The following is a 25,586-nucleotide window of genomic DNA, read 5'->3' as shown; positions in this document are numbered from 1 at the left end:
ATCGTCTTGATCTCGTCTGTCCTCATCGCCAATCGCGGCGAAATCGCCCGTCGGATCATCCGCACCGCCCGCGAGCTGGGCGTGCGGACGATCGCGGTCTATTCCGAGGCGGACGCGCAGGCGCCGTTCGTGATGGAGGCCGACGTCGCCATCCTGATCGGCCCGGCCCCGGCCCGCGAGAGCTACCTGGTCCCGGAAAAGATCCTGGCCGCCGCCCGCCAGACCGGCGCCGAGGCGATCCACCCGGGCTACGGCTTCCTGTCCGAGAACGCCGACTTCGCCCAGGCGGTGATCGACGCCGGCCTGGTCTGGATAGGCCCGCCGCCCTCGGCGATCCGGGCCATGGGCCGGAAGGACGCGGCCAAGAAGCTCATGATCCAAGCTGGCGTGCCCACCACCCCCGGCTATCTGGGCGAGGACCAGGCGGCCGAGCGCTTGGCGGCCGAGGCGGCCAAGATTGGCTTCCCGGTGCTGATCAAGGCCGTGGCCGGCGGCGGCGGCAAGGGCATGCGCAAGGTCGGCAAGGCCGAGGATTTCGCCGCCCTGCTCGCCTCGTGCCAGCGCGAGGCCGCCGCCAGCTTCGGCGACGACCGCGTGCTGCTGGAAAAGTACGTCACCCGTCCGCGCCACATCGAGGTGCAGGTGTTCGGCGACAGCCACGGCAATGTCGTCCATCTGTTCGAGCGCGACTGCTCGCTGCAGCGCCGTCACCAGAAGGTCATCGAGGAGGCCCCGGCCCCGGGCATGGACGAAGCCACCCGGGCCGCCGTCTGCGACGCGGCGGTCAAGGCGGCCAAGGCGGTGGGCTATGTCGGGGCCGGCACGGTGGAGTTCATCGCCGACGCCTCCGAGGGCCTGCGCGCCGACCGCATCTGGTTCATGGAGATGAACACCCGCCTGCAGGTCGAGCACCCGGTCACCGAGATGGTCACCGGCCAGGACCTGGTTGAGTGGCAGTTGCTGGTCGCCTCGGGCGAGCCCCTGCCGCTGGCCCAGGACGAGATCACGCTGGACGGCTGGGCCATGGAGGCCCGCCTCTATGCCGAGAACCCCGCCACCGGCTTCCTGCCCAGCACCGGGCCGTTGACCCACTTCCGCCTGCCCGAGGGCGACGTGCGAATCGACAGCGCGGTGGAGGAGGGCGGCGAGGTCACCCCGTTTTACGACCCGATGATCGCCAAGCTGATCGCCCACGGCGTCGATCGCGAGGACGCCGCCGCCCGCCTGGCCGAGGCTTGCCGCTTGGTCGAGGTATATCCGGTCAAGACCAACGCCGCCTTCCTGGTCCAGTGCGCCAGCCATCCCGACTTCGTCGACGGCGACGTCGACACCGGCTTCATCGAGGCGCGGCTGGAGGAGTTGACCCAGCGGACCTTTTCGGACGCCCCGACCCTGGCGGCGATCGGCCAGCGCCTGGAGGCCTTCATGGAGGTCGACCAGCCCCGGGCCGACGTCTGGGCCAGCGCGCCGTCGCGCCTCTTGGGCTTCCGGATGAACGCGCCCCGGGCGGCGATGGACCTGCCTCTGCGCATCGACGGCAAGCCCGTGCCGCTGCGCGTGGCCTTGGCGGGCGGAACGGGCGACGACTGGTCGTGGGACATCACGGTCGAGGACGGCCGGCCGCTGGACGATGTCGACGTGCTGCCCTCGGCGTTCGGCGACGATCCGCTCTATGTGTTCGAGGGCGGCGACGTGCGCGAGTTCGACTTCGCCTACCAGGCCGGCGGGGCCCATGCCGCCGCCTCGGACGGCGCGATCCTGTCGCCGATGCCGGGCAAGATCGTCTCGGTGGCCGTCGAGGCCGGCCAGGCGGTGGTCAAGGGCCAGACCCTGCTGACGCTGGAGGCCATGAAGATGGAGCACGCCCTGGCCGCGCCGTTCGACGGCGTGGTCACCGAGCTGTCGGCCGTCGCCGGCGGCCAGGTCAGCGAAGGCGTGGTGCTGGCGAAGCTGGAGCCGGTCGCCTAAGTACCCGCCATGCCCCTGCACATCATCAAGCTGGTCGTCGGTTGCGACAACATCGACGAACTCGTCGCCTGGCACGCCGAGGCTGACCGCCCGTGGATCATGCACACCCGCATGACGCCCAAGCGCGTCGACGAGGTGCTGGACGGCGGCTCGCTGTACCGGGTGATGAAGGGCCAGATCCTGTGCCGCCAGACGATCCTGAGGATCGACACGGTCGGCGAGGGCCAAGCCTCGCGCTGCGAGGTGACGGTCGATCCGACCATCGTCCGCGTCGCGCCCACGCCGCGTCGCCCGTTCCAGGGCTGGCGGTATCTCAAGCACGAGGACGTTCCGCCGGACCTCACCGAGGCCGAGGCGGCCGAGATGCCGGCCGACCTGGCGCGTCAGTTGCGGGAGCTGGGGGCTTGGTAATACCCCATAATCCGCTCATCCCGGCGAATGCCGGGATCCAGATGGGATAGCTGGGAGGCGGGTTCCTCTAGCTCCGAGTTCATCCAATCAGGCACAACGCCATAGGATCTGGGTCCCGGCATTCGCCGGGATGAGCGGGTTCTTGAGCTAGACCGCCATGTTGTCGATCAGTCGGGTCCTGCCCAGCCAGGCCGCCACCAGGATGCGGCCGTCGGCCTGGCCGATCGGGCCTGGGCCCAGGCGCGACAGGTCGCCGGCCTCGCGGACATCGACATAGTCCACCTGGCGGAAGCCCGCGGCGAGGATGGCGGCCTTGGCCGTCGCCTCGGCCTCGTCGATGCGCCCGCCCGCCGCCACGGCCCGGGCCGCGGTCTTCATGGCGTTGGGTAGGGCGACGGCGGCGGCGCGCTCTTGCGGACTGAGATAGGCGTTGCGCGAGGACAGGGCCAGGCCGTCGGCCGCCCGGGCGGTGGGCGCGCCGACGATCTCGACCGGGATGTCCAGGTCCCGAACCACCCGCTTGATGACCTGAAGCTGCTGGTAGTCCTTCTCGCCGAAGATCGCGATGTCGGGCTGCGACTGCATCAGCAGCTTGGTCACCACCGTGGCCACCCCGCCGAAGAACTGCGGACGCGCCGCGCCTTCCAGCGGCTCGGACACGCCGGTCAGGTCGACGGTGGTGGAAAAGCCTGGGGCGTACATCTCCTCGACGCCGGGCGCGAACATCAGGTCGCAGCCGGCCCCGGCCAGCAGATCGGCGTCGCGGGCCTCGCCGCGCGGATAGGAGTCGAAGTCCTCGTGCGGGGCGAATTGCCTGGGATTGACGAAGACGCTGGCCACGGTGCGCTGGACGCGGCTCTGGCCCAGGGCGATCAGCGACAGGTGGCCCTCGTGCAGGGCGCCCATGGTCGGGATCAGCGCCGCGCGCTCGCCGGCAGCCTTCCAGGCGCGGACCTGGGCGCGCAGGTCGGCGACGGTGCGGACGATGGTCAGCGCCTTGTTCGGCTTCTGGTCGGCCACGGCGAACTCCTGTCTCGAACAGGCGTTGGCTTATGACGGACGCGGGCCCGGGCGTCCACCTGCGACAATGGGTCCACAGGGAAGCGACCCCGGGATTGACGTGGCGTCCTCTCAGGGCGTCTCCTGCATGTTAATCTTTCATTGAGAGTCGCCGAGTCGGGCGAAAAGAAGGAAAGAAGGCATGGCCGAAACGCGTGTCATCGTCGTCGGCAACGAGAAGGGCGGGGCGGGCAAGTCCACCATCGCCGTCCATCTCGCCACGGCGCTGCTCTATGGCGGCGCCAAGATCGCGCTGCTGGATCTCGACCTGCGCCAATGCACCTCGATGCGGTTCTTCGAGAACCGCAAGGCGTGGGTGGCCGGCAACGGCGTGACCCTGCCCGAGCCGCTGCCGTTCCGGCTCAGCGACGACGACGTCGCCCTGGCCGCCGCGCCGGAAACCGACCAGGTGGCCCGGTTCGAGGCCGCCTTCGTCGCCGCGCGCGAGGCCGCCGATTTCGTGCTGATCGACACCCCCGGCGGCGACACGGCCATCTCGCGCATGGCCCACGGCCTGGCCGACCTGATCGTCACGCCGATGAACGACAGCTTCGTCGACTTCGACATGCTGGGCCATGTCGACCCGGTGACCATGGAGCTGCAGAAGCCCAGCCTCTACTCCCTGACCGTCTGGGAGGCCCGCAAGGCCCGCGCCCTGTCCGGCCAGCGCCAGGCGCTGGACTGGGTGGTGCTGCGCAACCGCCTGGCCACGACCGAGGCCCGCAACCGCAAGCGCGTCGAGGATCGGCTGACGGCCCTGTCCAAGCGGGTCGGCTTCCGCATGGGCCCCGGCCTGCGCGACCGGGTGATTTATCGCGAGCTGTTCCCGTTCGGCCTGACCATCGCTGACCTGTCGCCGCAGGTGCGCCCGGTGCCGGTGTCATTGCAGCACCTGGCCGCGCGCCAGGAACTGCGGGCCCTGATGCACGCCCTTGGCCTTTCGGCCTATTCCGGGGAAACTCTGCTCGCCGCCCAATAGCGCAAGGGTCGGCGCCGGGATTCACGTCTCATGTTTTATCTGCTGCTGGGCGGCGCGATCCTGCTGTTCGTCCTGTCGGGCCGCGCCACCCGCGTCTTGAAAGGCGACGGCTGGCGGATCGGCGCGGGCATAACGGCGCTGCTGGCCTTCGCGGGCGCGGCCTATGGCGGCGTGCGCAGCGAGTGGCCGATCTGCATCGTGCTGCTGGTGATCGGCGCCTGGAGCGCCACGACCGCCCGCCAGCGCCCGACGGTCCGCAAGGCGACGCCGGTGAGTTCAGGACCCAGCGCCTCCGAGGCGCGGGCGATCCTGGGCGTGGGCCCGCGGGCTTCGAAGGCGGAGATCCAGGCGGCCTATTCGCGCCTGATCCGCATGGCCCACCCGGACAAGGGCGGCACCGCCGGCCTCGCCGCGCAGCTCAACGCCGCGCGGGACCGGTTGCTGGACGGGAAGTAGGAGTTGCGATTCCAGGTTTCGCCATTTCCGGGGTAGCGCAGCGAAGACCCGGGATCCAGGTCAACCGCGCCGTCTTCGCCCAGTCCTCTGGGTCCCGGACAGCCTCTGCGAGGCTTCCGGGATGACAACGGGGAGAGTGCGCCCGCCCGGCGTGACCGCCTACTGCGGGGCCAGCACAATGCAGGGCTGGCGCTTGGCGCTGATCGCGCGGCAGGCGCCGCGGGCCGCGTCGGCGGTCAGGCCCTGAAACTGGGCGCGGAAGGTGCTGCTGGCGGCGCCCTCGACCGCGCCTTCGGCGTCGGCCACGAACTTCGAGAAGCGTGAGCGGACCAGCATCAGCTGTTCGTTGGCCAGGCTCTTGGACTTGAACGCCCCGACCTGCACGGCCCATTCGCCCCTGGCCTTCTTCGGCGCGGGCTTGGCCTGGGCGGTCTTCAGGGTCGGCGAGACCTTCAGGGCGGCGGGGGGGCGGGGATTGTCGGTCAGCACGATCTTCAGCCCGGCCTGGTCGCCGTCGCCTTCCTCGGTGGAGGGGCGCATGATCGGGCCGGTCGGCTCGTCTTCGTAGAGGTTGGCGGCGATGGTCGTACGCTCGCCGTGCGAGCGACGCTTGAGCACGTCGAAGCCCGTGGTCAGCAGGTCTTCCATGTTGTTGTCGCGCCAGGCGGTGGACGAGCCGCCCAGGACCACGGCGATCAGGCGGCGACCGTCGCGCACGGCCGAGCCGGCGAGGTTGAAGCCCGAGGCGTTGGTGTAACCGGTCTTCAGGCCGTCGAAGCCTTCCATGTTGGTCAGCAGGCGGTTGTGGCCGGGGATATAGCGGCCTCGGAACTCGAAGCCCTTGATGCTGAAGTAGGAATAGTACTGCGGGAAGTCGCGCATGGTGGCGCGCGACAGGATGGCCAGGTCGCGGGCGGTGCTGATCTGGCGGCTGTCGGGCAGGCCCGAGGCGTTGACGAAGCGGCTGTTGCGCATGCCCAGTTCCTGGCCGCGCAGGGTCATCAGGGCGGCGAACCGCGACTCGCTGCCGCCGAGTCGCTCGGCCATGGCAACGGCGGCGTCGTTGGCCGATTTCACCGTCATGGCGCGGATCGCCTCGTCGACGCTGATGCTGTCGCCGGGCTGCAGGCCCAGCTTGGTCGGGCTCTGGGCGGCGGCGTGCGATGAGAATGGCACGCGGTCAGTCAACTTCAGCCGGCCTTCGCTGAGCGCCTCGAAGGTGAGGTACAGCGTCATGATCTTGGTGACCGAGGCCGGGTAGCGCGGGCTGTCGGCCCTCTTGTCGTAGAGCATTTCACCCGAATTGGCGTCGATGACGATCGCCGCGTACTTGGGCTCGGCGCTGTTCATCTGCAGATACGGGATCTGAGCCGAGGCGGCGACCGGGACGGCCAGGCCGCACATCATGGCGCCGGCGAGACCGAGGGCGGCGAGAACGGAGCGGACCGGGATAAGCTTGGCGAACATGGCGAATGCGTCCGTCATTTTGAACTGAGCGGTTCCGCACCGCCACACGCGTGACCCTAGCATGCGCGTCGTGGCCTTTCGCTAAGGTAAACAAGTGGTGAGCGATTTCGCCGCAGAGATGGATAATTTCAAGGCGTTGCGGCGAAGCTTCGCTCTCGCCCGCCGCGCGAGCTGGAATCTACGTCAGGTTTTGGTGCGCTGCACAATTTCCTTGACTGCTGCAGTGCAACATGAGACACCGATGTTGTCCCAACGCATGGTCCGGATCCCGCTTCTCCGCCGCCATGCCCCGCCCATTGCCCAGGAGCCTTCCCCATGGCCGCCGCTGAAACCCTGAAGAACACCGTCGAACAGTTCAGCACCGCCTCGAACCAAGCGTTCAAGGACGGCGTCGAAAAGTCTCTTGCCGCCCTGGCCGAGGCCAACACCCATTCCAAGAAGAACCTCGAGGCCGTGGTCGCTTCGGTGACCGCCGCCACCAAGGGCGCCGAAGCCCTGGGCGCCCAGACCTTCGCCTATTCGAAGAAGGCCGTCGAGGATCAGGTCGCCGCCGCCAAGTCGCTGGCCGGCGCCAAGAGCGTCCAGGAAGCCGTCGAGCTGCAGACCGCCTGGGCCAAGTCGGCCCTGGAAGCCTACATCGCCCAGGTCAGCAAGGCCTCGGAGATCGTCTCGGCCTCGATCAAGGACTCGGTGAAGCCGCTGAACGAGCGCGTCACCGCGACCGTCGAAAAGCTGCAGGCCGCCCGCTAAAGGCGACCGGCTCCTTCCAGAGCCGAGAACAGTTTGAAGGCCCGAGCCGGCAACGGTTCGGGCCTTTTTTCTTGTCCTGCCATCCCGCCGCGCTAAGCATGCGTCCAGGTCATTGGAGCGTATGATGTCGAAGGTCGAACAGCGTCTGGCGGAACTGGGGATCGTGCTGCCGCAACCGGTCGCGCCCGTCGCCAACTATGTGCCCTTCGTCCAGACGGGAAACCTGGTCCACATTTCCGGCCAGATCTCGCTCGACGCCAACGGCGGCCTCAAGGGCACGGTCGGGACCGACGTCGACCTGGAGACCGCCCAGCAGGGCGCGCGGCTGTGCGGGATCAATCTGCTGGCCCAGATGAAGGCGGCGGTCGGCGACCTGGACCGGGTCAAGCGGGTGGTCAAGCTGGGCGGTTTCGTCCAGGTCAGCCAGGACTTCACCGACATTCCCAAGGTCATCAACGGCTGCTCGGACCTGATGGTCGAGGTGTTCGGTGACGCCGGCCGCCACGCCCGCTCGGCGGTGGGCGTCTACAAGCTGCCGCTGGGCTTTTCGGTCGAGGTCGACGCCGTGGTCGAGGTGGACTGATGCGCGCGGCGCGGCCCCGCCCCGGAACCGAGGTCTTCGGCGAGGCGTGGGAGCGCCTGTTCGCGCCGGCCGTGGCCCATCGCGGCCTGTGGTCGCCCGGCGGCCCGCCCGAGAACTCCCTGGCCGCCTTCCAGGCCGCCTGCGCCCACGACTATGCGATCGAGCTGGACGTCCAACTGACCGCCGACAACCACGTCGTGGTCTTCCATGACGACCACCTGGAGCGCCTGACGGGCGCGCCGGGCAGGCTGCGTGACCACACCGCCGCCGACCTGGGCCGGTTGAGCCTGTCGGGCACGGACGAAACCATCCCGACCCTGGCCGACGCCCTGACCGTGATCGGTCACCGGGCGATGGTCTATATCGAGCTGAAGACCCCGTTCGGCGAGGTCGGCGAGCTGGAAAAGCAGGTCAGCCAGATCCTGCTGGACCACAATGGCCCCACGGCCGTGATCGGCTTCAATCCCTATTCCCACGCCTGGTTCGCCGAGCACCAGCCGCAGATCCTGCGCGGCTTGGACAGCTATGGCTGGGCCGACGAGAACGCCCGCAAGCTGGCGCCGGAGCTTCGCAAGTCCCTGGCCAACCTGGAGCAGGTCGAGATCGCTCGGCCCGACTTCCTGGCCCTGGGGGTGGACATGCTGCCGAACGCCCGCGCCGGCGCCCTGCGCGCCCAGGGCATGCCGGTCGTCGCCTGGACCGTGCGCTCGGCCGAGCAGTGGGACAACGTCCGCGGCCATTGCGACAACCTGATTTTCGAGGGTTTCGCCGCGTGACAGCCGTCAAGGCGGAGGTGCGCGTCCACCGGCGCATCGCCGAGATCGGCCGCAACGCCTGGGACGCCTGCGCGGCCCCGCGCGGCGATCCCTTCGTCAGCTTCGACTTCCTGGACGCCCTGGAGGAAAGCGGCTGCGCGGTCGAACGTACCGGCTGGGCGCCGCACCATCTCTCGGTCGAGGACGAGGCGGGCCGCGTGGCGGCGGTCATGCCGCTGTATCTGAAGTCCCACAGCCAGGGCGAATACGTCTTCGACCATAGCTGGGCCGACGCCTACGAGCGGGCCGGTGGGCGTTATTATCCCAAGCTCCAGTGTTCCGCGCCGTTCTCGCCGGTCACCGGTCCGCGGTTGATCGTCAGGCCCGACATCGACGCCGACGACGGCCGCTCGGCGCTGTTGGGTGGAGCCCTGACCCTTTGCGACAGGCTGAAGGCCTCGTCGCTGCACGTGACCTTTCCCAAGGCCGACGAGTGGGCGTGGATGGGCGAGCGCGGGATGCTGCGTCGCCAGGATCAGCAGTATCACTGGTTCAACAACGGCTACGCCAGTTTCGACGACTTCCTGGCGGCTCTGTCGTCCAACCGCCGCAAGACCATCCGCCGCGAGCGCCGCGACGCCCAGGCCGGCCTGGAGATCGTCGGCCTGACCGGCGACCAGTTGACCGAGGATCACTGGGACGCCTTCTTCGGCTTCTATATGGACACCGGCGGCCGCAAGTGGGGCCGGCCCTATCTGAACAGGGCCTTCTATTCGCTGCTGGGCCAGCGGATGGCCGACAAGGTGCTGCTGATCCTGGCCCGCCGGCCGGGCGGGCCCTGGATCGCCGGGGCCCTGAACCTGATCGGCGACGACTGCCTTTACGGCCGCCACTGGGGCTGCAACGAGGACGTGCCGTTCCTGCATTTCGAGCTCTGCTACTACCAGGCCATCGAGCACGGGATCCGCCTGGGCCTGCCGCGCGTCGAGGCCGGGGCCCAGGGGCAGCACAAGATCGCTCGCGGCTACCTGCCCAGCCCGGTCTATTCGGCCCACTGGATCGCCGACCCGGCCCTCCGCGAACCGGTGGCCCGCTATCTGGAGCGTGAGCGCGAGGCGGTCAGCGCCGAGATGGAGATGCTGACCGAGGAATACTCGCCGTTCCGGGAGGAGCGGTAGGGCGCTGTGGACAGGTCGGCGTCTAGCGTGGAGGGCGCCGCCCTCGTCCTTCGACAGGCTCAGGATGAAGGGTTACTGTTGATGAGGGCTACTTTTTAGGACGGTTCAGTAGAATTCCTCATCCTGAGCCTGTCGAAGGACGAGGAATTCGGCCCAAGATCGTCAACTGTCCGCCACGCCTACGGCGGGGCCGGGCGATCGGCTGGGCGCTGGCTATCAGGACCGCTCCCACGCCGCCTTCAGCAGCGCCCGGATCTCGGCGTCGACCTCGGCCGGCGCGGCTAGGGCGACCTTGGCCTTCAGGCGTTCGGACCAGCTTTCGGCCTTCGCCGGCGACAGGCGAGGGGAGGCGTCGGGCGTCACGGCTAGGCCCAGCGTCGCCCCGCCGCCCTTGACGGGCTTGGCCGCCGCGAACTGCACCTTGTGGGACCAGGCGGTGAAGCCCTTGCGCTGGCCGGTGACCAGGCCCTCGAAATCGGCGATCGCCGCCTGCAACGCCTGCAGGATCGCGGCCGAGGCCGGATCGGTCCACAAGGCCGCGCGCAGGGCGCCGGCGTCGTCCCAGCCGGGCCCTTCGGCGGGGAAGGCCTCGCCCAGGATGTAGGCGGCGCGGTTGACGCCCAGGCCATGGGCGGTCTTCAGCCACTGGGTCCGGGCGCGCGGCCGGGTCTCCTGGCAGTCGCGGCGAACGATCTCGACCCACTGGGCCAGGGTCTTGCCGGTGTCGCGCTCGAGGCTGGCCTGCACCGAGGCGAACCACTTCTTCTGGCGTTCGGTGAGGTGTTCGGTGGAGCCGTCCTTCATGCCCATGCTTGCGCCTCCCCGGAGGTTTGCTACGACCGCCTCGCAGGACAGGAGACGACCATGAGCCTTCACGGAATCTACGACACGGACAATATCTTCGCCAGGATCATCCGGGGCGAGATTCCGGCGGTGAAGGTGTTCGAGGACGACCAAGTCCTGGCCTTCATGGACGCCTTCCCGCAGTCGCCCGGCCACCTGCTGGTGATCTCCAAGACCAGCCAGGCCCGCAACCTGCTGGAGGCCGAGACCAAGACCCTGGGCCGGCTGATCGGCGCGGTGCAGAAGGCGGTCCAGGCGGTGACCACCGCTCTGAGCCCCGACGGCGTGGTGGTCACCCAGTTCAACGGCGCCGCCGCCGGCCAGAGCGTGTTCCACCTGCATTTCCACGTCATCCCCCGCTACGCGGACGCGCCGCTCGGCCGGCACGGCGAAGGCATGGCGGACGTCGAGGAACTGAAGGCGCTGGCGGAGAGGATCGCGGCGGCGCTGTGAGAGCGCCCGCCGTCAAGGCCCTAGCTTGAGGATGGCGGTGGCCAAGCCGACGATCGCGGTCACGCCACCCATCAAGGCGAAGCTCTGAAAGCGGAGCCTGTCGTTCAGTTCGGCCAGGATCTGGTTCTTGGTTATGGTCAAGTCCGCCTTCAGACCCTGGATGTCCATCTTGGTCGTGCTGGCCAGATCGGCCAAGTCGGCCTTCGTCGTCATGTCGGCGATATCAGCTTTTCTCACCATGTCGGCGATGTCAGCTTTCGTCGCCATGCTGGCGAAGTCGGCCTTGGTCGCCATGTCGGCGATGTCGATCCTTGTCGCTAAACCACTGACATCTGGAAAGTGCGCCGCCGACTGCACCAGTTCCACGATCGCCTCGGCCGCACGTTCTTCCAAACCCGCGTCGCGGAGGCGTTTCGAGGCGCTGAGGGTGTCGAAGGCGACGTTCATGCGATCAACCTAGTCGCGTGTTCTCGTTTTGTCCAGTCGTCATTCGCGAGCGAGAAAAACAAGAAGGCCCGGATCGCTCCGGGCCTTCCGCTGTCTTGCCGCTGGTAAAGCCTATTCGGCCAGGGCCGGTTCGGCTTCGTCTTCCTTCGAAGCCTTGCCGGGCTTTTCCGGATTGCTCTCGATCTCGAAGTCGATCTTGCTGTCCTTGAGGATGACCTTGACGTGACCGCCGCGGACCAGGCGTCCGAACAGGATGTCGTCGGCCAAGGGCTTCTTGATGTGCTCCTGGATGACCCGCGCCAGGGGGCGGGCGCCGTAGAGCTCGTCGAAGCCGTTCTTGGCCAGCCAGTCGGCGGCGTCGTCGCTCAGAGAGATCGTCACGTTCCGGTCGGCCAGCTGGACTTCCATCTGCAGGACGAACTTCTGCACGACCATCCGGATGATTTCCGGCGTCAGCGACTTGAAGGCCACCACCGCGTCGAGGCGGTTGCGGAACTCCGGGGTGAACAGGCGCTTGAGCGCGGCCTCTTCCTCGCCCTGCACCTTGTCGCGGCCGAAGCCGATCGCCTGGCGCTGGGCGTCCGAAGCGCCGGCGTTGGTGGTCATGATCAGGATGACGTTCCTGAAGTCGACCTTCTTGCCGTTGCTGTCGGTCAGCACCCCGTGGTCCATGACCTGGAGGAGGATGTTGTAGACGTCCGCGTGGGCCTTCTCGATCTCGTCCAGCAGCACCACGGCGTGCGGGTGCTGGTCGACGGCGTCGGTCAGCTGGCCGCCCTGGTCGTAGCCGACATAGCCGGGGGGAGCCCCGATCAGCCGGCTGACGGTGTGGCGCTCCATGTATTCCGACATGTCGAAGCGGATCATCTCGATCCCGAGGGTCGAGGCCAATTGCTTGGCCGCTTCGGTCTTGCCGACGCCGGTCGGGCCGCTGAACAGGTAGCTGCCGATCGGCTTTTCCGGGTCGCGCAGACCGGCCCGCGCCAGCTTCATGGCCGAGGACAGCTGCATGAGCGCCTCGTCCTGGCCGAACACGGCGCGCTTGAGGTCCGCCTCCAGCTCGCGCAGGGACTCGGTGTCGGACTTGGAGACCGACTTGGGCGGGATGCGGGCGATCTTGGCCACGACAGCTTCGATCTCCTTGACGCCCAGGACCTTCTTGCGGCGGCCTTCCGGCAGCAGCATCTGGCCCGCGCCCGCCTCGTCGATCACGTCGATCGCCTTGTCGGGCAGCTTGCGGTCGGTGATGTACTTGGCCGACAGCTCCACCGCCACCTTCAGGGCCTCGTTGGTGTACTTCAGCTTGTGGAAGTCCTCGTAATAGGTCTTCAGGCCCTTGAGGATCTTGATGGTGTCTTCCACCGTCGGTTCGTTGACGTCGATCTTCTGGAAGCGGCGGACCAGGGCCCGATCCTTCTCGAAGTGCTGGCGGAACTCCTTGTAGGTGGTCGAGCCCATGCACCGCAGGGTGCCCGAGGCCAAGGCGGGCTTGAGCAGGTTGGAGGCGTCCATCGCCCCGCCCGAGGTGGCGCCCGCGCCGATCACCGTGTGGATCTCGTCGATGAACAGCACCGCGTTGGGGTGGTTCTCGAGTTCCTTGACCACCTGCTTGACGCGTTCCTCGAAGTCGCCGCGATAGCGGGTGCCGGCCAGCAGCGCGCCCATGTCGAGCGAGTAGATGGTGGCTTCCGCCAGGACTTCGGGGACCTGGTTGGTGATGATCTTGCGGGCCAGGCCCTCGGCGATGGCGGTCTTGCCGACGCCCGGCTCGCCCACCAGCAGCGGGTTGTTCTTGGTCCGGCGGCACAGGATCTGGATCGCGCGTTCCACTTCGTTCGCGCGGCCGATCAGCGGGTCGACCTTGCCCTGGCGGGCCTTCTCGTTGAGGTCGACGCAATAGGCTTCGAGGGCCTCGCCGCCGGTCTTGGCGTTGGGCTTCTCGACGTCTTCCTCGACCGTGGCGCCCTTGGCCGCCTTGGGCTCGGACGCGCCGGCCTTCTTGGCGATGCCGTGGGCGATGAAGTTCACCGCGTCGTAGCGGGTCATGTCCTGCTCTTGCAGGAAGTAGGCGGCGTGGCTCTCGCGTTCCGAGAAGATGGCGACCAGCACGTTGGCGCCGGTCACTTCCTCGCGGCCGGAGGACTGGACGTGGATCACCGCGCGCTGGATCACGCGCTGGAAGCCCGCCGTGGGCTTGGCGTCGTCCTCGTCGTCGACGACCAGCGAGGCCAGTTCGACGTCGAGATAGGTCACGAGGCTCTTCTTCAGAGCGTTGAGGTCGACATCGCAGGCCCGCATGACGCCGGCCGCGTCGTCGTCGTCGGTGAGCGACAGCAGCAGGTGTTCAAGCGTGGCGTACTCGTGCTTGCGCTGATTGGCGTAAGCGACGGCGCGATGCAGGGATTCTTCAAGTGGGCGCGAAAAAGAGGGCAAGGGGAGGCTCCTCAATCCTTTTCCATGGTGCACTGCAGGGGGTGCTGATGCCTGCGCGCCGAGTCGATCACTTGCGCGACCTTGGTCTCGGCAACTTCGTAGGTGAAAACGCCGCAAACGCCGACGCCATGCTGATGAACGTGCAGCATGATCCGGGTCGCATCTTCGCGCGACTTGTTGAAGAAACGTTCAAGTACGTAAACGACGAACTCCATCGGAGTATAATCGTCGTTCAAGATCAGTACGCGATACAGCGAGGGCTTTTGTGTCTTCGGCTTCACTTCCGTGATGACCGAAGAGCCCGCGCCGTTGTTTTGTCCGCCTTGCTTTCGCTCGGCCATTGACCGCTTTCTCCCGGCGGGCCGAACAACCCGCCTTACATGGATTAGATATGGAAACGCGGCAGCATTGGAAGGGGCTGCCGCGCCGCTGCGCCGCTTTAACACAGGGGCGCCGCGCAAAGTGGCGTACCGCTTGGGATAGCGGCGATGAGGGCAGGTTGGTTGCCTGGGGTGAGGAGCGCAAATGGGGGCCGTTTTCACGCTCCGCAAGGGGCGGATGGGGCGACTCAGTGGCGCTCAAAGATCCTCCCCCTGTGGGGGAGGTGTCGGCGCAGCCGACGGAGGGGGGAGTGATCGGGCGTCGCTGACACCCGGACTGACGACCCCAGAACTCCCCCCACCGATCGCTGCGCGATCGCCTCCCCCACAGGGGAGGAGCGACTACCCCAGCTTCACCAGCATCTTCCCCAGGTTCTCGCCCTTGAACAGCTTGATGAAGGCGTCCGGCGCACGCTCGACGCCGTCCTCCACGGTTTCGTTCCACCTGATCTGGCCCGCGCCGATCCAGCCGGCCATGTCCTTGAGGAACTGCGGGGCCAGGTCGTAGTGGTTGGAGACGATGAAGCCCTCCAGCCGCAGGCTCTTGCCCACCGCCTGGATGATGTTGGATGGGCCGGTCAGCTTTCCGGTCTCGTTGTATTGCGAGATCATCCCGCACAGGGCGAAGCGGGCGAACGGCCGGGCCGAGTTCAGGGCGGCTTCCAGGTGCACGCCGCCGACGTTCTCGAAATAGACGTCGATACCCTTGGGCGCGGCCTTCTCCAGTTCGGCGACGACGTCGGGCGTGGCCTTGTAGTCGATCACGTGGTCGACGCCGATGCTCTTGAGGAAGGCGACCTTCTCGGGGCCGCCGGCCGAGCCGATCACCGTGTGGCCCTTCAGCTTGGCGATCTGGCAGACCACCGAGCCCACGGCCCCGGCCGCGGCCGAGACGAACACGACGTCGCCGTCCTTCAAGGCCGCGATCCGCAGCAGGCCGACATAGGCGGTCAGGCCCGGCATGCCGGCCACGCCCAGGAAGGTCTGGGGCGGCAGGCCGTGGGTGTCGATCCTGGTCACCCCGCCCATCCCGCCGGCGGCCAGGGCCTTGGGCGAGACATTGAACACCTCGCGCCAGCCGAACATCGTCGACACGATGTCGCCCGGCTTGAAGTCCGGGTCGTTCGAGGCCGTGACCTCGCCGATCGCGCCCCCCTGCAGGGCCTTGCCCAGCTCGAACGGCGGCACATAGCTCTTCCGGTCGGTCATGCGGCCGCGCATGTAGGGATCGACCGACATCCACAGGTTCCGGACCTGGATCTCGCCGTCGCCGGGCGCGGCGACCTCGACGGTCGCCAGTTCGAAGTTGTCGTGCACGGGCGCGCCCACTGGGCGGCTCTTCAGACGGATTTCGCGCGAGGTGACCATGGTCGTTTCTCCCAGCCCTCGCCATCGAGGTGCGTTGTTCAAACGAACGTTTAGACCGGTCTCGCCCGCGGCTCCAGCGCTTCCCGCACGAAAGCGAACGGTTTAGACAGCGGCCATGACCCAAGATCTTCTCAAGGCGGGCGTCGTCGGCGCCGGCGTGTTCGGCGGCTATCACGCCAAGAAGTATGTCGAGCTGGACGGCGTCGAGCTCGTCGCGGTGTTCGACATCGACCTGGCGCGGGCCCAGGCCCTGGCCGAGCCGCTGGGCGCGCGGGCCTTCGACGACATGGCCGCGTTCCTGGCCGCCGTCGACGTGGTCACCGTCGCCACCCCGGCCGTGCACCACGCCAAGGCGGGCCTGGCGGCGCTGAAGGCCGGCAAGCCGGTCTATTCCGAGAAGCCCCTGGCCGTGACGCCGGCCGACGCCGACGCCCTGGTCGCCGCAGCCGCCAAGGCCGGCCTGCCGCTGGCCTGCGGCCACCAGGAGCGCGTGGTGTTCCAGGCCATGGGCCTGCTGGACATCCCCGAGCAGCCGCTGCGCCTGGAAGCCGTGCGTCGGGGCACGCCCTCGGACCGCAACCTCGACGTCTCGGTGGTGCTGGACCTGATGATCCACGACATCGACCTGGCCCTGGCTCTCTGCGACGGCGAGCCGGTGACCGTGGAAGGCGAGGGGGCGATCACCCGTTCTACCTCGCTGGATTGGGTGAAGGCCGAGGCCACCTTCGACAACGGCTTCACCGCCGTGTTCGACTCATCGCGCGTCGCCGAGGCCCGCGAGCGGACCATGAAGGTCGTCTATCCCTCGGGCGAGGTCGAGATCGATTTTCTGGCCCGAACCTTCCGAAACACCACCCCGTTCCCGCTGATCGAGGACTTCACCGAGACCCCGGCCGGCAAGGACCCCCTGGGCCAGAGCGTCGCCGGCTTCCTCAAGGCCGTGCGCGGCCAGGCGCCCCGCCCGGTGGTGACGGGCGACGAGGCGGCGCGGGCGCTGGACCTGGGACTGGCGGTGGAGCAGGCGGCGAGGGGGTAATCGCTACGCTCTATGGTAAAAGGAAAAGTCTTCTAAAATTCGAGTTGGCGGACATTTTCCTCAATCTCTGGGACATAATATTTACAACAAAGTGATTTACAAAGAACACTCCAAAGAAAATCAGCAGTGAAGCGAAGTACGCTTCCTTTTGTATTCCAGTGTATGCTTCCATAATTTTGGATTTATTGAAGGCGGCTTCCGCTTCATGTTTGTCAATTTTCTTGCATTTTGAAGGGAGGAAACGCATTTTTACCGGGAGGCATGCGATAAAATTCCTATCTTTATTCGGCAATATAAAGTCGTCAGAAGTTATCTGGCGAATTGTAATGATCTCTCCGTTTCTATCTGTATATGTCGGATAATTTGCTTTTCCAGATAGAAAAAATCCTGCAATTAAGACGACGCTTGCCATGATTGTCGACGTCATGATGTTCGCAACCATAAATGGCATGGATGATTTCCAATTTTTTCCTATGGAAACGTCCTTTAAACGCGCAGAAATACTTATTTGGTCAGAGTCAATTTTCTTAATTGTTTGATCTAAAATTCGAACGACGCCCTTTATTTTTACGATTTCTCCAGGCTTCAGGATTGTCCAGCGAAGGTTTCCTAAGCCATTGCTAATTTGAAAATTAACCCCCGCGTCACTAATGGAGCGTGCTTCTGCGGTGATGAGTTCTATGCCGGGCTTCGTCGATACATTTATAGATTGAACAAAATGATCTTTTGTGACATCCATACTTCCAGTATTTTCTATATATCCAAAAAATAGATAAAGCTGTCCGGATATTGGAAATCCATTATGAAGTACTTCGAGACTTATGTCTCCAGTGGCATCCCAGTCGCCAAACTTTGAAACCTCGGTAATATCACAAAATATTCTGGTTCTTCGTGTTAATCTTGGCGATATAAGAGTTGCAGCGACTCCTAAAACCGCGATGGCGGTTCCGACTATGGCGAGTGCTGTGCCGTTCATTCTTCCCCCCGATATGCGCCCGACGTTTGGTCGTGGCCGTAAAGGCCAAAATTCGGCACAATGAATCATTGCTCAGCTCGGGGGAAATTTGAAGTGCCCAGTGAGAATGGCTTTGTAAGGTCGGGAGCAAGAATGCGTGCGAGGCTTCCGGGACGATAATTTTTTGAGAAGCTACGGAACCAGCAACAAACTCCCCGTCGTCCGGCCCGCCTCCAGGTCGGCCTGGGCCTTTCCGGCGTCCTCCAGCGCGTAGGTCCCGCCGATCTCGACCGTCAGGTCGCCGCGGCCGAGCGCGCCCAGCAGGTCGGCCGCCGCGGCCCGGTAGCGGGGAACGTCCGCGACATAGGCCATGACGCTGGGCCGCCACAGGGCCAGGCCGCGCTTGCCGAGGTCGGTGACCAGCACGGGCGGGACGGCGCCGGCCGCCTGGCCGACATTGACCACCAGGCCGAACGGCGCGACGGCGTCGAAGGTCCTGCGCAGATACGCGCCGCCCAGGCCGTCATAGGCGACGTCGACGCCCCGTCCGCCGGTCAGGTCCAGGGTTTGGGCGACGAAGTCGGCGTCGCGGCCGACGATCACCTGCGTCGCCCCGGCCTCGCGCGCCACCTGGGCCTTGGCCTCGGAACTGGCCGTGCCGATCACGGTGAAGCCCAGCCGCGTGGCCCAGCGGGTCAGCACCTGTCCAAGGCCTCCCGCGGCGGCGTGCACCAGCAGGGTCGAGCCCGGGGCCGGCGGACGCGGGCCGCGCAGCAGCATCTGGACCGTCAGGCCGCGCAGCATGGCGCCGGCCGCCAGGCGCGTGTCGATGTCGGCGGGCAGCTTGACGGCGCGCGCGGCCGGCAGGTTGCGGGCTTCGGCGTAGCCGCCCAGCGGCGCGCCGGCATAGGCGATGCGGTCGCCGACCGAGATGTCCTCGACGCCGGCGCCGACCGCTTCCACCACGCCCGCGCCCTCGACGCCGAGCACGCCCGGCAGGGGCAGGGGGTAGAGGCCGGTCCGGTAATAGATATCGAGGAAATTGACGCCGGCCGCGTGCTGGCGGACCCGCACCTCGCCGGCGGCGGGCGGCGCGAGCGGGCGGCGGGCCAGTTGGAGTTGGTCAACGCCGCCGGGGGCGAGAAGTTCGATGCTGCGGATCATGGGGCTCTCCTTGGAGTTCCAGAGTGCGCCGGCGATGATCTCCGGGAAATTCCATGATCTCGCAATCATCATGTGCGAAAACACACGGATGGATTGGGAAGATCTTCGTCATCTCGCCGCCGTCGGACGGCTGGGGTCGCTCTCCGGCGCGGCCCGCGCCCTGGGTGTCGATCACGCCACGGTCGGCCGGCGCGTCGCCGCCCTGGAAGCGCGCACCGGCCTGCGCCTGCTGGAGCGCCGCGGTCGCGGCACGGCCTTGACCGAGGCCGGCGAACGGGTCGCGGCCCTGGCCTTTGACATGGAGGACCGGGTCCTGGCGGTCGAGCGCCTGGTCCAGGCCGAGCGCCAGCCGCCGAGGGTCGAGGTGGTGGTCAGCGCCCCGCCGGCCCTGGCGATGTTCATGCTGGCCGGCGGCCTGGCCGCCCTGCGCCGGGAGCAGCCGTCGATCACCGTCACCCTGCGCGGCGAGGCGTCCCTGGTGTCGCTGACCCGGCGCGAGGCCGACCTGACCCTGCGCCTGCAGGCCCCGGACGAGCCGACCAGCGTCGCGCGCAAGGTGGGCGAGATGGCCTACGCGCTCTACGCCGCCGTCGATTACCCGCACGGGCCGGACGACGACTGGGCGCTGGTCAGCTACGACGCCGAGATGGACCGCCTGCCGCAGCAGGCCTGGCTACGCGCCTTCGCGACAGGGCGGCCGGTCAGCTTCCGCAGCAACGACATGGCCATCCTGCAGCCGGCGGCGCGGGCCGGCCTGGGCGTGGTGCTGCTGCCCTGCTTCATGGCCGACCCGGACCCGGGGCTGCGACGCTGGTCAGGCGCCGCGCCGCCCAACCGCGGCCTGTGGCTGGCCGTGCACGAGGACCTGCGCCGGCTGGCGGCGGTGCGCGCGGTCGGCGACCACCTGGCGGCCGTGATCCACCAGCAGCGCGACCGCCTGCTGGGCGTCTAGCGCGGTTTCTAGGTCAGCCCTGGGGCGAAACCTCGTCCTTCGACAGGCTCAGGATGAGGTTTTCTGCCGTCGGGGCCTATAATCGGGGCCTGTAAATGGTCCTCATCCTGAGCTTGTCGAAGGACGAGGACCACGCACGGTCTTGAATGCCGAGCCCCTATTTCGGCGCCACCTTGACCAGCACCACGTCGTTGGCCCGCATGGTCACCGAGACGCTGGCCGCGCCCGTCTTGCCGACGGTCAGGGCCCGGGTCTCGGGCTTGTCCGTCGTCAGGGCGTTCAGGTCGCGCACCTGCTGCTCGCTCAGCGTCTTGGGCGAACCCATCTCCAGATAGGCCGTGTAGGCGTCGTTGGCCTTGAAGCCGGTGCGGAAGATCTGGACGTCGTAGCGGCCGGGCTTGAGGCCCTTCAGGTCCAGGCTGACGGGCTCGATGTCGCGGGTCGGCTGGACCTTGGTGTAGTAGGGGCGGTTGCTGACCGCCTGGACCGGCTGACGGAAGGCCCAGACCAGGGCCTGGACGCCGCCGTTGTCCGCCGTGGCCCAGGTCTCGGCGTCTGCGACCTTCACCGCCTTGTCGCCCAACTGGTTCAGATACTTGTAGGCGAACCAGGCCGGCTTGCGGATCCCTTGCGGGTTCATCAGGCCAAAGCCGCCCTCGAACGGCGCGGACGGCGGGCCGGGTTCCTCGAACAGGTCGCTGTAGGTCCAGTAGCTCATGCCCTGCAGCAGGCCCTCGCTGGCCCTCAGCTTGCTGAGGATATAGGGCGCGCTGACATAGGAGTCGTGCACCGGGTCGCGCGGCGTGTAGCTGGTGCTCCATTCGGTGAAGTACAGCGGCAGGCCGGGCTTGAACGAGGCCTCGATTTCGCGGCGCACCCGGCGCACGTCGCCGACGATGGCGTCCGGCGAGGGCGACAGCTTGGTGTCCTGCTGGCCCTTCTCGTCCAGGAAGCCGCCATCGACGCCGTAGGTGTGGGTGGTGACGAAATCGACCCCCGCGCCCGAAGCCTGGACGTGGCTCAGGAATTCGGGCGTCCAGGCCGCGCCGGCGGTCGATGGGCCGCCGACCTTCAGGGCCGGGTCGATGGCCTTGATGGTCCGGGCGGTGTTGTCATAGAGCTCGAAATAGGCCTTCTGGTCGGCCTTTTCCCAGAAACCGTCCAGGTTGGGTTCGTTCCAGACCTCGAAATACCAGGACCGCACCTCGGCCTCGCCGTAGCGCTGCTGGCAGTGTCGCACGAAAGCATCGACCAGGGCCGCCCACTGCTTCGGGTCGGGGTGGGAGGTGTTGCCCTTCCAGTAGAAGATCGTCTGTTCCGAGGTCTTCATCGCGTCGGGGGTGAAGCCCAGCTCGACGAACGGCTTGACGCCCATCTTCAGCAGGCGGTCGTACAGCTGGTCGATCTTGGTCCAGTCATAGACCGGCTTGCCGTCGACGACGCGATAGGTCCCCAGCACGTCGTGGAAGATGGCGTGGAAGCGGACATAGCGGAACCCGAGCTCGTCGCGGGCGGTCTTCATCTGGGTCAGGCTGTCGTCGCGCAGCAGGGTGCCCGGATAGTCCGAACCCACCGACAGGTCGTAGAAGCGGTCGCGGGGCGTCGTCGGGGCTTTCGCGTCGATCGCGATGTGGCGGACGGCCGGCTTGTCCTGGGCGAAGGCGGATCCCGCCAGCAGCGCCGCCACGGCCGAGGCCAGGATCGTGGCTCGGAGCAAGGTCCTGGTGAGGTTGGCGTTCATGGCGGCGGGTCCTTCCTGCAAGATGGCCCGCTCTCGTTGTCGGAGCGGTGCTTCTTGGGACCGGTACCATTATTCGTGCGGCGTCGTACAGCCCGCCTTCCGTCGCCGGCGCGGGCGTCGGGTGGGGTCTGTTCGTGCGCGATGACCGTGTCTTCGCGAACGGTTCGCAATGAAACGCGCGTCGAGCGGCCCGTTTCCGGCAAAAACTCGGCGTCGAACCCTTCCGTCGCGCCGCCAGCTGAGCTAACCACGGCGCACTATTTGGAAGGCGTACATCATGACCAAGAAACCCGACGGCACCTGGGACAAGTCGCAACTCCCCAGCCGGCATGTAACCGAAGGGCCGGCCCGCGCGCCGCACCGCTCGTATTACTACGCCATGGGCCTTGGCACGCGCGAGATCGCCCAGCCGTTCGTGGGCGTGGCCTCGTGCTGGAACGAAGCCGCGCCTTGCAACACCGCCCTGATGCGCCAGGCCCACGCGGCCTCGCAAGGCGTCAAGGCGGCCGGCGGCACCCCGCGCGAGTTCTGCACCATCACCGTGACCGACGGCATCGCCATGGGCCACGAGGGCATGCGCAGCTCGCTGGTCAGCCGCGACGTGATCGCTGACTCGGTCGAGCTGACCATGCGCGGCCACGGCTATGACGCCCTCGTCGGCGTCGCCGGCTGCGACAAGAGCCTGCCGGGCATGATGATGGCCATGCTGCGCCTGAACGTGCCGTCGGTGTTCCTGTATGGCGGTTCGATCCTGCCGGGCCGCTTCCAGGGCCGCGACATCACCGTGATGGACGTGTTCGAGGGCGTCGGCGCTCACGCGGCCGGGACCATGGACGCCAAGACCCTGTGCGAGCTGGAGCAGCACGCCTGTCCGTCGGACGGCGCCTGCGGCGGCCAGTTCACCGCCAACACCATGGCCTGCGTGTCGGAAGCCATCGGCCTGGCCCTGCCGCTGTCCTCGGCCCTGCCGGCCCCGTATCTGGACCGCGACCAGTACGCCGTCGCCTCGGGCGAGGCGGTGATGCGGCTGATCGAGCAGAACATCCGCCCGCGCGACATTTGCACCCGCAAGGCGTTCGAGAACGCCGCCGTCGTCGTCGCGGCGACCGGCGGCTCGACCAACGGCGCCCTGCACCTGCCGGCCATGGCCCACGAGTGCGGCATCGAATTCACGCTGAAGGACGTGGCCGAGATCGCCGCCCGCACGCCCTATATCGCCGATCTCAAGCCCGGCGGCCGCTATGTGGCCAAGGACATGGGCGAGGCCGGCGGCGTGCCGATGCTGCTGCGCACCCTGCTGGACGCCGGCCTGCTGCACGGCGACTGCATGACCGTGACCGGCAAGACCCTGGCCGAGAACCTGGCCGACGTGGTCTGGCGCGACGACCAGGACGTGATCCGCCCGGTCTCCAACCCGCTGTCGCCGACCGGCGGCGTGGTCGGCCTGTGGGGCTCGCTGGCCCCCGACGGCGGCATCGTCAAGGTGGCCGGCCTCAAGCACCAGGTGCACCGCGGCCCGGCCCGGGTGTTCGACGGCGAGGCGGCCTGCTTCGAGGCGGTGTCGAACCGCGACTACAAGGAAGGCGACGTCCTGGTCATCCGCTACGAAGGCCCCAAGGGCGGGCCGGGCATGCGCGAGATGCTGTCGACCACCGCCGCCATCTACGGCCAGGGCGTGGAGAACATCGCCCTGATCACCGACGGCCGCTTCTCGGGCGCCACGCGCGGCCTGTGCATCGGCCACGTGGGTCCGGAAGCCGCGGTGGGCGGGCCGATCGCCCTGGTCAAGGATGGCGACATCATCAGCATCGACGCCACCAAGGGCACGATCGACCTCGAGGTCGACCCGATCGAGCTGGAGAACCGCCGCCGGCACTGGGAACCGCGCCGGCACGACTACAACAGCGGCGCGATCTGGAAGTTCGCCCAGCTGGTGGGACCGGCCTATCTCGGCGCCGTCACCCATCCGGGCGCGGCGGAAGAGACCCACGTCTACGCGGATATCTGAACGGCGGCGAGCGCCGCGCGGCCTATTTCTTGACCTTCTTGATCTTCTTGAAGTCCTTGTAGAACAGGTCTTCCGGTGGGCGGTCCTCAGGGGCCGGGGCGCGGAAGTCGTTGGGGCGCAGCAGGCCCTGGTCGAACATCGTGCGGCGCTGCTCCACCGCCGCCGCCGCGCGGGCCGAGGCGCCCAGCCTGACCGGGACGATGACGCCGCGGTCGCGGTCCAGCCAGGCCGCGGCCTCCTCGGAGCTGACCACGCCGTCGCGATCGGTGTCGGCCGGCGCGAGGGCCAGCGGCCGGGGCGCGGCCAGGGCCGGCGCGGCGCAGCAGACGGCGAGGGCGGCGGCGAGAACCAGGCGCATCGATCGGGACTCCGCAAGACCCGCGAGGCAGGCGGGCAACGCATTTGGGCGGTCAAACACGCGAGGAGTCAACGGGATCAGTCGTCCAGGTCGAACGGCAGCTCGTCCTGGTCGTCCCTGGGCGGGCGCGACGCCTTGGAGACCGGCTTGTAGGCCTTTTCCAGGGTCAGCGGCGGATCGTCGTCGAGGTCCTCGTCCGCCTCCCAGGGCGCTTCCAGCGGATCGGCGGTGGTGTCGATCTCGTCGAACAGCGGGGCGGTGGCGGCGGGACGAGCCTGCGGCGCGGCGCTGACCGCCTCCAGGGCCGGGGTGTAGGGCTTCGGGGCGCGAGCGACCTCCGGCTCGGCGACCGGCGGACGGGTCTGGATGGCCGGCTCGGACGATGGCGCGGTCCTGGCCTTGGGAGCCAATGGCCGGCGGACGATGGCGTCGGCGCGCAGCAGCCAGCGGTTGGCCTCCTGGATGGCGTTGGCGGGCGAGCGGCTCTCCCGGTGCTGCTGGTCGCCCTCCAACCACAGGTCCAGTTCGAAGTCGGGATGGCGCGGGTCGTCGAAGATCAGCTTCAGGGTCACCTGGGCGGCCTGCTGGACGATCTGGTCGATGGCCCGGCGCTGCTCGCCACGGAACACCCGGCCGATCACCTGGCCGTCGACCGACAGCTCCGCGCCCATCAGCTCGTCGATGCGGTAGATCAGGCACCAGGCGCCGCTGTCCCAGGCCACGGCGGCCTGGTTGGTGGTGAAGTTGAAGCCCGCGCCCCGGCCGCGCCCCTTGGCGACGATCACGGTCTCCGGCGGCCCCTTCAGCACATGGCGCAGGGCGCGGCGGATCCGGCGCTCCTCGTCCATGAACCAGATGGCGGCGCTGCCCACGAAGGTCACCGCGGAGGCCGACAAGGTCACGAGCAGCAAGAGACGCCAGAGTTCGCTCATGGGATCAGGCTAGCGGGAGTCCGTGTTTTCGAACAGCCGGGGTTTTCCCGGAGACGTCAGAGATTGAGCTCGGCCACCACCGGCACGTGGTCCGAGGGCTTTTCCTTGTCGCGCTCGTCGCGGTGGATCGCCACGCCGGCCAGCCGGTCGGCCGCCTGGGGCGACAGCAGCAGGTGGTCGATGCGGATGCCCAGGTTCCGCGGCCAGGCGCCGGCCTGGTAATCCCAGAAGGTGTAGCCGCCCGGCGCGCCGTCGGCCTGCATGTAGGCGTCGGTGAAGCCCAGGTTCCTCAGGGCCCGGAACGCGGCCCGGCTCTCGGGCTGGAACAGGGCGTCGCCCAGCCAGGCCTCGGGATTGGCCACGTCCTCGGCTTCGGGAATGACGTTGTAGTCGCCGGCGATGACCAGCGGCTCCTCCAGGGCCAGCAGGCCCTGGGCATGGGCGTGCAGGCGCTTCATCCAGGCCAACTTGTAGGCGAACTTCTCGGTCCCGATCGGGTTGCCGTTGGGCAGGTAGATGCCGACCATCCGCACCGGAGTCGGGGCGGCGATCACCGCCTCGATGTAGCGCGCCTGCTCATCGACCTCGTCGTCCTGCAGCAGGGGCAGGCCCTTGCTCACGTCCTCCAGCGGGAATTTCGAGAGCAGCGCCACGCCGTTGTAGGTCTTCTGGCCATGGACGGCGATGTTGTAGCCCAGGCGCTCGAAGGCCTCGGTCGGGAACTTCTCGTCCAGGCACTTGATCTCCTGCAGCACGGCCACGTCGGGCGCGGCCGATTCGAACCATTCCAGGACTCGTTCCAGGCGGGCGTTGACGGAATTGACGTTCCAGGTGGCGATGCGCATCGAGGGCTCCAGTCGGCGGCGGGAGGCTAGGGCGCACGGGGAACGGGCTCAAGTCGCGGCTTTGG

At 67.4% G+C, this 25,586-nt stretch carries 25 protein-coding genes; 12 read left to right on the top strand and 13 right to left on the bottom strand.

Annotated elements, in window-relative coordinates; genetic code table 11:
* Nucleotides 1–6 precede the first annotated feature (6 nt).
* Both ACSQ2G_RS23540 and ACSQ2G_RS23535 read left to right on the top strand, forming a co-directional pair.
* Nucleotides 7–1,968: an acetyl/propionyl/methylcrotonyl-CoA carboxylase subunit alpha gene (locus ACSQ2G_RS23540; RefSeq protein ID WP_436034790.1), complete on the top strand. Its 1,962-nt coding sequence runs from the start codon at nt 7–9 to the stop codon at nt 1,966–1,968.
* 9 nt (nt 1,969–1,977) lie between these two features.
* On the top strand, nt 1,978–2,379 hold the full coding sequence (locus ACSQ2G_RS23535) for a DUF1489 family protein (protein ID WP_436034789.1): 402 nt from the start codon (nt 1,978–1,980) through the stop codon (nt 2,377–2,379).
* A 147-nt stretch (nt 2,380–2,526) separates the two neighbouring features.
* On the opposite strand, the gene panC is transcribed toward ACSQ2G_RS23535, so the two are convergent.
* Nucleotides 2,527–3,372, bottom strand: coding sequence for a pantoate--beta-alanine ligase (panC, locus tag ACSQ2G_RS23530; protein WP_436034797.1), 846 nt, complete (start codon nt 3,370–3,372; stop codon nt 2,527–2,529).
* 208 nt (nt 3,373–3,580) lie between these two features.
* On the opposite strand from panC, the gene mipZ reads away from it, so the two are divergent.
* Entirely contained in the window at nt 3,581–4,417 is an 837-nt protein-coding gene (gene mipZ, locus ACSQ2G_RS23525) for a division plane-positioning ATPase MipZ (protein ID WP_436034788.1), read from the top strand.
* 30 nt (nt 4,418–4,447) lie between these two features.
* Nucleotides 4,448–4,873, top strand: coding sequence for a J domain-containing protein (locus ACSQ2G_RS23520; protein WP_436034787.1), 426 nt, complete (start codon nt 4,448–4,450; stop codon nt 4,871–4,873).
* 159 nt (nt 4,874–5,032) lie between these two features.
* On the opposite strand, the gene ACSQ2G_RS23515 is transcribed toward ACSQ2G_RS23520, so the two are convergent.
* The gene (locus tag ACSQ2G_RS23515) at nt 5,033–6,340 is read right to left on the bottom strand and encodes a serine hydrolase (protein ID WP_436034786.1); all 1,308 of its coding nucleotides are present in this window, start codon (nt 6,338–6,340) and stop codon (nt 5,033–5,035) included.
* 315 nt (nt 6,341–6,655) lie between these two features.
* Between ACSQ2G_RS23515 and ACSQ2G_RS23510 the strand changes: the two genes are divergently transcribed.
* The 4 genes from ACSQ2G_RS23510 to ACSQ2G_RS23495 all read left to right on the top strand — a co-directional run bounded on the left by ACSQ2G_RS23510 (nt 6,656) and on the right by ACSQ2G_RS23495 (nt 9,606).
* A complete protein-coding gene (locus ACSQ2G_RS23510; RefSeq protein ID WP_436034785.1) occupies nt 6,656–7,090 on the top strand; it encodes a phasin family protein in 435 nt (144 codons plus the stop codon).
* A 124-nt stretch (nt 7,091–7,214) separates the two neighbouring features.
* Complete coding sequence (locus ACSQ2G_RS23505; protein WP_436034784.1) at nt 7,215–7,673, top strand: RidA family protein; 459 nt, start codon at nt 7,215–7,217, stop codon at nt 7,671–7,673.
* Nucleotides 7,673–8,449, top strand: a complete 777-nt coding sequence (locus ACSQ2G_RS23500) for a glycerophosphodiester phosphodiesterase (protein ID WP_436034783.1) — start codon at nt 7,673–7,675, stop codon at nt 8,447–8,449. The genes ACSQ2G_RS23505 and ACSQ2G_RS23500 overlap by 1 nt, the downstream gene beginning before the upstream one ends.
* A complete protein-coding gene (locus tag ACSQ2G_RS23495) occupies nt 8,446–9,606 on the top strand; it encodes a GNAT family N-acetyltransferase (protein ID WP_436034782.1) in 1,161 nt (386 codons plus the stop codon). The genes ACSQ2G_RS23500 and ACSQ2G_RS23495 overlap by 4 nt, the downstream gene beginning before the upstream one ends.
* 216 nt (nt 9,607–9,822) lie before the next feature.
* Here ACSQ2G_RS23495 and ACSQ2G_RS23490 read toward each other — a convergent pair whose 3' ends face one another.
* Entirely contained in the window at nt 9,823–10,410 is a 588-nt protein-coding gene (locus tag ACSQ2G_RS23490) for a DUF4287 domain-containing protein (protein WP_436034796.1), read from the bottom strand.
* 60 nt (nt 10,411–10,470) lie between these two features.
* Here ACSQ2G_RS23490 and ACSQ2G_RS23485 point away from each other — a divergent pair, with 60 nt between their 5' ends.
* A complete protein-coding gene (locus ACSQ2G_RS23485; protein WP_436034781.1) occupies nt 10,471–10,902 on the top strand; it encodes an HIT family protein in 432 nt (143 codons plus the stop codon).
* 12 nt (nt 10,903–10,914) lie between these two features.
* Here the strand turns inward: ACSQ2G_RS23485 and ACSQ2G_RS23480 are convergent, their stop codons facing one another.
* The 4 genes from ACSQ2G_RS23480 to ACSQ2G_RS23465 all read right to left on the bottom strand — a co-directional run bounded on the left by ACSQ2G_RS23480 (nt 10,915) and on the right by ACSQ2G_RS23465 (nt 15,530).
* Complete coding sequence (locus tag ACSQ2G_RS23480) at nt 10,915–11,349, bottom strand: hypothetical protein (RefSeq protein ID WP_436034780.1); 435 nt, start codon at nt 11,347–11,349, stop codon at nt 10,915–10,917.
* A 111-nt stretch (nt 11,350–11,460) separates the two neighbouring features.
* Complete coding sequence (gene clpA / locus ACSQ2G_RS23475; RefSeq protein ID WP_436034779.1) at nt 11,461–13,782, bottom strand: ATP-dependent Clp protease ATP-binding subunit ClpA; 2,322 nt, start codon at nt 13,780–13,782, stop codon at nt 11,461–11,463.
* 11 nt (nt 13,783–13,793) lie between these two features.
* Entirely contained in the window at nt 13,794–14,123 is a 330-nt protein-coding gene (clpS, locus tag ACSQ2G_RS23470; RefSeq protein ID WP_007672483.1) for an ATP-dependent Clp protease adapter ClpS, read from the bottom strand.
* A 381-nt stretch (nt 14,124–14,504) separates the two neighbouring features.
* Entirely contained in the window at nt 14,505–15,530 is a 1,026-nt protein-coding gene (locus ACSQ2G_RS23465; protein ID WP_436034778.1) for an NADP-dependent oxidoreductase, read from the bottom strand.
* Between the two features lie 115 nt (nt 15,531–15,645).
* Here ACSQ2G_RS23465 and ACSQ2G_RS23460 point away from each other — a divergent pair, with 115 nt between their 5' ends.
* Complete coding sequence (locus tag ACSQ2G_RS23460) at nt 15,646–16,566, top strand: Gfo/Idh/MocA family protein (RefSeq protein ID WP_436034777.1); 921 nt, start codon at nt 15,646–15,648, stop codon at nt 16,564–16,566.
* A 10-nt stretch (nt 16,567–16,576) separates the two neighbouring features.
* On the opposite strand, the gene ACSQ2G_RS23455 is transcribed toward ACSQ2G_RS23460, so the two are convergent.
* Nucleotides 16,577–17,542, bottom strand: coding sequence for a hypothetical protein (locus tag ACSQ2G_RS23455; RefSeq protein WP_436034776.1), 966 nt, complete (start codon nt 17,540–17,542; stop codon nt 16,577–16,579).
* Nucleotides 17,543–17,713: 171 nt separating this feature from the next.
* On the bottom strand, nt 17,714–18,685 hold the full coding sequence (locus ACSQ2G_RS23450) for a quinone oxidoreductase family protein (protein WP_436034775.1): 972 nt from the start codon (nt 18,683–18,685) through the stop codon (nt 17,714–17,716).
* An 88-nt stretch (nt 18,686–18,773) separates the two neighbouring features.
* Here ACSQ2G_RS23450 and ACSQ2G_RS23445 point away from each other — a divergent pair, with 88 nt between their 5' ends.
* Nucleotides 18,774–19,637 (top strand): LysR family transcriptional regulator, encoded by an 864-nt coding sequence (locus ACSQ2G_RS23445; RefSeq protein ID WP_436034774.1) that lies wholly within the window; start codon nt 18,774–18,776, stop codon nt 19,635–19,637.
* Nucleotides 19,638–19,794: 157 nt separating this feature from the next.
* Here the strand turns inward: ACSQ2G_RS23445 and ACSQ2G_RS23440 are convergent, their stop codons facing one another.
* On the bottom strand, nt 19,795–21,378 hold the full coding sequence (locus ACSQ2G_RS23440) for a GH39 family glycosyl hydrolase (protein ID WP_436034773.1): 1,584 nt from the start codon (nt 21,376–21,378) through the stop codon (nt 19,795–19,797).
* A 277-nt stretch (nt 21,379–21,655) separates the two neighbouring features.
* Between ACSQ2G_RS23440 and ilvD the strand changes: the two genes are divergently transcribed.
* Entirely contained in the window at nt 21,656–23,386 is a 1,731-nt protein-coding gene (gene ilvD / locus ACSQ2G_RS23435) for a dihydroxy-acid dehydratase (protein ID WP_436034772.1), read from the top strand.
* 22 nt (nt 23,387–23,408) lie between these two features.
* Here ilvD and ACSQ2G_RS23430 read toward each other — a convergent pair whose 3' ends face one another.
* From ACSQ2G_RS23430 to xth, 3 genes are all read right to left on the bottom strand, one after another.
* Nucleotides 23,409–23,744, bottom strand: a complete 336-nt coding sequence (locus ACSQ2G_RS23430) for a hypothetical protein (protein WP_436034771.1) — start codon at nt 23,742–23,744, stop codon at nt 23,409–23,411.
* 77 nt (nt 23,745–23,821) lie between these two features.
* Nucleotides 23,822–24,676 carry a hypothetical protein gene (locus ACSQ2G_RS23425; RefSeq protein ID WP_436034770.1) on the bottom strand — a complete coding sequence of 285 codons (855 nt, stop codon included), beginning with the start codon at nt 24,674–24,676 and terminating at the stop codon, nt 23,822–23,824.
* Between the two features lie 56 nt (nt 24,677–24,732).
* On the bottom strand, nt 24,733–25,521 hold the full coding sequence (gene xth / locus ACSQ2G_RS23420; RefSeq protein WP_436034769.1) for an exodeoxyribonuclease III: 789 nt from the start codon (nt 25,519–25,521) through the stop codon (nt 24,733–24,735).
* Between the last annotated feature and the right edge of the window lie 65 nt (nt 25,522–25,586).

Origin of the sequence: Caulobacter sp. LjRoot300, from assembly GCF_964253875.1 — a bacterium.
GTDB lineage: Bacteria > Pseudomonadota > Alphaproteobacteria > Caulobacterales > Caulobacteraceae > Caulobacter.
Note: the sequence above shows the minus strand (reverse complement) of the source record. Positions and strands in the feature narration are given on the sequence as shown.